Origin of the sequence: Mycobacterium sp. (genome assembly GCF_035499775.1) — a bacterium.
Taxonomy (GTDB): domain Bacteria; phylum Actinomycetota; class Actinomycetes; order Mycobacteriales; family Mycobacteriaceae; genus Mycobacterium.
In genome coordinates this window covers 1-6,551 of record NZ_DATJYB010000283.1, presented here as the reverse complement: position 1 = coordinate 6,551, position 6,551 = coordinate 1, and the positions used below count along the sequence as shown (strand labels likewise).

The 6,551-nt window shown below is 67.5% G+C and carries 5 protein-coding genes; all 5 read left to right on the top strand.

Translation table 11 applies throughout. The annotated features are described in order from the left end of the window. Positions 1-53 precede the first annotated feature (53 nt). Complete coding sequence (locus VML93_RS18100; RefSeq protein ID WP_325612743.1) at positions 54-956, top strand: ESX secretion-associated protein EspG; 903 nt, start codon at positions 54-56, stop codon at positions 954-956. A 173-nt stretch (positions 957-1,129) separates the two neighbouring features. After that, positions 1,130-2,641 carry a type VII secretion integral membrane protein EccD gene (eccD, locus tag VML93_RS18095; RefSeq protein WP_325612741.1) on the top strand — a complete coding sequence of 504 codons (1,512 nt, stop codon included), beginning with the start codon at positions 1,130-1,132 and terminating at the stop codon, positions 2,639-2,641. Continuing rightward, positions 2,619-4,451 carry a type VII secretion-associated serine protease mycosin gene (mycP, locus tag VML93_RS18090; RefSeq protein ID WP_325612739.1) on the top strand — a complete coding sequence of 611 codons (1,833 nt, stop codon included), beginning with the start codon at positions 2,619-2,621 and terminating at the stop codon, positions 4,449-4,451. Before eccD ends, mycP begins: the two co-directional genes overlap by 23 nt. 13 nt (positions 4,452-4,464) lie before the next feature. Next, positions 4,465-5,658: a type VII secretion protein EccE gene (gene eccE, locus VML93_RS18085; protein WP_325612738.1), complete on the top strand. Its 1,194-nt coding sequence runs from the start codon at positions 4,465-4,467 to the stop codon at positions 5,656-5,658. Then, on the top strand, positions 5,655-6,551 hold an 897-nt coding region (locus VML93_RS18080; protein WP_325612737.1), incomplete at its 3' end, for a tetratricopeptide repeat protein. The genes eccE and VML93_RS18080, both read left to right, overlap by 4 nt.

Below are 6,551 nucleotides of genomic sequence, written 5' to 3'. Positions count from 1 at the left end.
CAGGGTGTGCTGCCGCGCCATGCAATGTCCGAGCACGCCGAACCGAGGTACTGATGGATCAACAGAGCACCCGCACCGACATCACCGTCAACGTCGACGGATTCTGGATGCTCCAGGCGTTGCTGGACATTCGGCACGTAGCGCCCGAGCTCCGGTGCCGACCTTATGTATCGACCGACTCCAACGACTGGCTGAACGAACACCCCGGCATGGAAGTCATGCGCGAGCAGGGCATTGTCGTGGACGGCGAGGTGAATGAGCAGGTCGCCGCCCGGATGCGGGTGCTCGCCGCACCCGACCTCGAGGTCGTCGCCCTGCTGTCCCGCGGCAAATTGCTCTACGGAGTCGTCGACGACGAGAACCAGCCGCCGGGTTCGCGCGACATCCCCGACAACGAGTTCCGGGTGGTGCTCGCCCGCCGTGCCGGCCACTGGGTGTCCGCGGTTCGGGTCGGCAGCGACATCACGGTCGACGACGTCGCCGTCTCGGACAGCGCCTCGATCGCGTCGCTGGTGATGGACGGCCTGGAATCGATCCACCACGCCGAGCCCGCCGCGATCAACGCCGTGAACGTGCCGCTGGAAGAGATGCTGGAAGCGACCAAGTCGTGGCAGGAATCCGGCTTCAATGTGTTCTCCGGCGGCGACCTACGGCGCATGGGTATCAGCGCCGCCACGGTGGCCGCCCTGGGCCAGGCACTCTCAGATCCCGCCGCCGAGGTCGCGGTGTACGCACGGCAATATCGGGACGACGCCAAGGGCCCCAGCGCTTCGGTTCTGTCACTCAAGGACGGATCGGGCGGCCGCATCGCCCTCTACCAGCAAGCCCGAACAGCCGGTTCCGGCGAGGCCTGGCTGGCGATTTGCCCCGCAACTCCGCAGTTAGTGCAGGTTGGCGTCAAGACAGTGTTGGACACCTTGCCGTACGGCGAGTGGAAAACTCACAGCAGGGTTTAACAACCGCGTAACGAATCGCGGGGTCCAGCAACAAGCTTGAACATAAAATGCTCTCGAGATGCGAACGCGCAATACTTCAATAGAATCAGCAGCAAAGCTGAAACTGGCGTTACCACAACTAATAACCGCAAGGCGGGCAACATGAATTCGGAATTGGTAGGGGGTGCAGGGCGATGACTGCGGTAGCTGACGCGCCACAGGCTGACATTGAGGGCGTTGCACAGCCCCGAGCCGTTGTGGTTGGCATCATGGCCGGCGAGGGCGTCCAGATAGGCGTTCTGCTGGATGCCAACGCCCCAGTCTCGCTGATGACCGATCCGCTGTTGAAGGTGGTCAACAGCCGGTTGCGGGAGCTGGGCGAGACCCCGCTGGAGGCCACCGGACGCGGCCGGTGGGCGCTGTGTCTGGTCGACGGCGCGCCCTTGCGCGCCACCCAGTCGCTGACCGAGCAAGACGTCTACGACGGCGACCGGTTGTGGATTCGATTCATCGCGGACACCGAGCACCGGTCGCAAGTCATCGAGCACATTTCGACAGCGGTTTCAGCAGACCTCAGCAAACGATTCGCCGCCATCGACCCGATCGTCGCGGTGCAGGTCGGTGCTTCGATGGTGGCAGCCGGGGTGTTTTTGGCCTCAGCGCTGCTGGGTTGGTACCGCTGGCAGCACAACTCCTGGTTGCCGACCATTTTCGGCGGTGTGATCGGCGCGGTGGTGCTGGCGGTTTCGGTGCTGCTGCTGATGCGGGCCAAGACCGACCAGGATCGACGCGTCGGCGACATCATGCTGCTGGGCGCGCTGCCATCGCTGTCGGTGGCCGCGGCGGCGGCGCCGCCCGGGCCGCTGGGCTCCCCGCAGGCACTGCTGGGCACCGGAGTGCTCACCGTCGCGACCATGCTGGCGCTGCGGTTCACCGGTCGCCGGCTTGGCCTCTACACCGCGATCGTCACCGTCAGTGCCGTGACGATGATTGCCAGCCTGTCGCGGATGGTCGCGATGACCAGCGCGGTCACCCTGCTCTCCTGCGTCGCGCTGACCTGCGTGATCGGCTACCACGCGGCGCCTGCTCTGGCGCGCCGGCTGGCCGGCATTCGGCTGCCGGTGTTCCCGTCGGCCACCAGCCGGTGGGTTTTCGAGGCTCGCCCTGACCTGCCCACCACCGTGGTGCGCACGGACGGCGGTCCGCCGGTCCTGGAGGGGCCGGCGTCGGTACGCGACGTGCTGCTGCAAGCCGAACGCGCCCGCTCGTTCCTGACGGGTCTGCTGGTGGGCTTCGGCGTGTTGACGGTGGTCTCGCTGACCGCGCTGTGCGATCCGCACACCTCCCAGCGCTGGCTGCCGCTGTTCCTGGCCGGTTTCATCTCCGGCTTCATCATGTTGCGCGGCCGCTCGTACGTCGACCGCTGGCAGGCGATTACCTTGGCCGGCACGGCTGTGCTGATCGTGGCCGCGGTGGTCAGTCGGTACATCCTGGTGCTGTCGTCGCCGCTGTCGGTGTCGCTCGGCGTGGGAATCCTGGTGCTGCTGCCCGCAGCGGGCATGACAGCCGCGGCGGTCGTGCCCAACACCATCTACAGCCCGCTGTTCCGCAAGTTTGTGGAGTGGATTGAATACCTGTGCCTGATGCCGATTTTCCCGCTGGCACTGTGGTTGATGAATGTTTATGCAGCGATTCGGTACCGCTAGCGGGCGGGTGTGGCGTGGTCGCGTCTCTCGGGCGACCACTGCCGCACTCTTGCTCACGACAGGTGCATTAGCGGGGTTGCCGCCGGCGTCGGCGATCACGCCCCCGACGATTGACCAGAACGCGGTGCCACCGGACGGTCCGCCCGGACCGCCGGCGCCGATGAAGCAGAACAATTACTGCACCGAGGTCGGGGTCCTGCCGGGCACCGACTTTCGCGTTCCGCCCAAGTACATGGAGATGCTCAACCTCTCCGAGGCTTGGTCATTCGGTCGCGGCGCCGGAGTGAAGGTCGCCGTCATCGACACCGGTGTGACCCCGCACCCCAGGTTCCAGCACCTGATTCCGGGCGGCGACTATGTGATGGCGGGTGGCGACGGTCTGTCGGACTGCGACGCCCACGGCACCATGGTGGCCTCGATGATCGGTGCGGCCCCGGCGAACGGCGCGGCCGGGCCGCCGGCGGCGCCGCGCAAGCCGGTCACCATTCCGACCACAGAAGCGCCCCCCAAAGCACCACCGCCGCAGACTGTGACGTTGTCGCCGTTGCCGCAGACCATTACGATGGTGCCCCCGTCGGCGCCACCGTCCGAAAGCGGCCCACCGCCGCCCTTTGGCCAGCCACCGCCCCCACCGCCGCAACAGGGCGGGTCACCGCCCGGACCGGGCGGGCAGTCACCGTCGCCCGGCCCGGGGCAGGCACCGGCAGCCCGCCACGGCGCTGGCACGGTCACGGTACCCGGCTACTCCGGTGGTGGGCATGTGACCGGCGTCAAGTGGCCGCGCCCGCTTGACCCGGCGCCCAAACCGCCGCCGCCACCGTCGCCCGCGCCGGCCCCGCCGTCGGCGCCCGACGCGTTCAGCGGTATCGCGCCCGACGTCGAGATCATCTCGATCCGCCAGTCCAGCATGGCTTTTGGACTCAAGGATCCGTACACCGGCGACGAAGACCCGCAGACGGTGCAGAAGATCGACAGCGTCCAAACGATGGCGCGGGCGATCGTGCACGCCGCGAACATGGGCGCCCAGGTGATCAACATCTCCTCGGTGACCTGCATAAGTGCCCGCAGCCCTGTCGACCAGCGCGCGCTGGGTGCCGCGGTGCACTACGCGGCGGTCGACAAGAACGCCGTCATCGTGGCCGCCGCGGGCGACGGCACCTCAAAAGACTGCAAGCAGAACCCGCAATTCGATCCGTTGCAGCCCAAGGATCCCCGCGACTGGAACGGCGTCACCACCGTGGTCACGCCGTCGTGGTTCAGCGAATTCGGCGTCCTGACGGTCGGCGCGGTGGATTCCCATGGCACGCCGCTGCAACAGAGCATCGCGGGGCCGTGGGTCTCGCTGGCCGCGCCGGGAACCGACGTCATCGGGCTCTCGCCGCGCGACGACGGTCTGGTCAATGCGATCGACGGTCCGGACAACTCACTGCTGACACCGTCCGGCACCTCGTTTTCGGCCGCGATCGTGTCCGGGGTGGCTGCGCTGGTCCGCGCCAAATTCCCCGAGCTGACCTCGTATCAGGTGATCAACCGATTGGTCCACACCGCACGCCCGCCGGCTCGCGGTGTCGACAACCAGGTCGGCTACGGTGTCATCGACCCGTTGGCGGCCCTCACCTGGGATGTCCCAGTCGGTCCTGCGAAGCCGCCGACGCAGCTGTCGGCACCGCTGAACCTGCCACCGCCGCACTCGCATCGCGATATGGTGCCCGTGTGGGTGGCCGCGGGGGGTTTGACCGGTGCGCTACTGATAGCGGGCGCGGTATTTGGTACGGCGACGTTGATGCGCCGTTCGCGGAAGCAGCAATAAGGGCGGAACAACAATGAAAGCTCAGCGCAAGTTGGGGTTGGCTTTGTCATGGCCGCGGGTCACCGTGGTGTTTCTGGTCGACATTTTGATCTTGGTGTTGGCCAGCCATGCCCCACAGTCGTGGCAGGGTGACCACCGTATCGCCTGGTGGGTCGGAGTAGGCCTGGCGGCGGTGGTGACGCTGCTGTCGCTGGTCAGCTACCACCGCGTCACGGCGACCTCCGGATTGGCCTCGTGGCTGTGGGACTGGTCTGCCGATCCCGGCACCGCGCTGGCGGCGGGTTGCACACCCGCGCTCGACCACAAGCGTCGCTTCGGGCGCGACACGGTCGGGGTGCGTGAGTACCAAGGCCGGCTGGTCACGGCGATTGCGGTTGACAGCGGTGAAGAGGAAGCGCCTGGCCGGCATCGCCATCGGTCGTCGGCGGCGGTGCCAGTCGGGGCCGTTGCCGAAGGACTGCGCCAGTTCGACATCCACCTCGATGGCATCGACATCGTCTCGCTGAAGGTGCGCAGCGGCGGCAACGCGGCGGAGTTGTCGAAGCTCGACGACTGGGGCCCCGAGGAGTGGGAAGACCTCAACGACCGCCCCGACACCTATCACCGTCGCACCTGGCTGGTGTTGCGGATGAACCCGCAGCAGAACGTTGCTGCCGTCGCGGTCCGCGATTCGCTGGCCTCGACGCTGGTTGCGGCCACCGAGCGGCTCGCCCAAGATCTCGACGGGCTAAGTTGCGCGGCTCGCCCCCTGACCGCAGACGAACTCGCGGAGGTCGACACCGCCGTGCTGGCCGATCTGGAACCGACCTGGAGCCGCCCCGGCTGGCGCCACCTCAAACATTTCAACGGGTTCACCACCAGCTTCTGGCTGACACCGGGTGACATCACCTCCCAGACGCTGGACGATCTGTGGCTGGCCGACACCGACGCCACCGTGGTCACCCTCCGGCTCGTCAGCAACGACGGGCGGCCTCAGGTCTCGGCCTGGGTGCGCTACCACAGCGACGGCAAGCTGCCCAGGGACGTGTCGGCCGGCCTGAACCGGCTCACCGGCCGCCAGTTGGCCGCGGTGCGCGCCAGCCTGCCGACGCCTTCGCTGCGGGCTCGGCTGACACTGCCCGGCCGCGACTTGTACGTCGATGACGAGCTGATGTTCGAACTTGGTCAGGCGCAGGAAAGCTCAACGAGCGCGCCTGCCGGGCGATGAGCCGCCCCCAGTCGACCGCCGAAGACGCCCGCAATGCGATGGTCGCCGGTCTGTTGGCGTCCGGGATCTCCGTCAATGGACTACAGCCGAGCCACAACCCGCAGGTGGCGGCCCAAATGTTCAACACCGCCACCACGCTCGATCCGGCCATGTGCGACGCCTGGCTTGCCCGGGTGCTGGCAGGCGACCAGAGCATTGATGTGCTGTCAGGCGCATGGGCGGCCGTCCGGACATTCGGCTGGGAAACCCGCCGCCTCGGCGTCACTGACCTGCAGTTCCGGCCCGAGGTCTCGGACGGGTTGTTTCTGCGACTGCACGTCACCAGTGTCGATTCGCTGGCGTGCGCCTATGCCGCCGTTCTCGCCGAGGCCAAGCGCTATCAGGAGGCGGCGGAGCTGCTCGACGGCATCGACCCCCGGCACCCGTTCGACGCCGAGCTGATCAGCTACGTGCGGGGCGTGCTGTACTTCCGCACCAAGCGCTGGCCGGACGTGCTCGTCCAGTTCCCGGAGTCGACGACGTGGCGTCACCCCGAGCTGAAGGCCGCCGGCGCCGCGATGGCCACCACGGCACTGGCGTCGCTGGGGGTCTTCGAGGAGGCCTACCGCCGCGGGCAGGATGCGATCGAAGCCGACCGGGTGCCGCCCGCGGCCAACATCGCCCTGTACACCCAAGGCATGTGCTTGCGGCACGTGGGTCGCGAGGACGAGGCCGTCGAGTTGCTGCGCCGGGTGTACTCGCGTGACCCGAAGTTCGCGCCCGCCCGAGAAGCGTTGGACAACCCCAACTTTCGGCTGATATTGACCGACCCAGAGACCATCGAGGCCCGGACGGATCCGTGGGATCCGGACAGCGCGCCGACTCGCGCGCAGACCGAGGCGGCCCGCCACGCC

Coding starts and splice junctions, on each gene's coding strand:
- VML93_RS18100 (WP_325612743.1), top strand. CDS start 54: ATGGATCAACAGAGCACCCGCACCGACATCACCGTCAACGTCGACGGA.
- eccD (WP_325612741.1), top strand. CDS start 1,130: ATGACTGCGGTAGCTGACGCGCCACAGGCTGACATTGAGGGCGTTGCA.
- mycP (WP_325612739.1), top strand. CDS start 2,619: ATGCAGCGATTCGGTACCGCTAGCGGGCGGGTGTGGCGTGGTCGCGTC.
- eccE (WP_325612738.1), top strand. CDS start 4,465: ATGAAAGCTCAGCGCAAGTTGGGGTTGGCTTTGTCATGGCCGCGGGTC.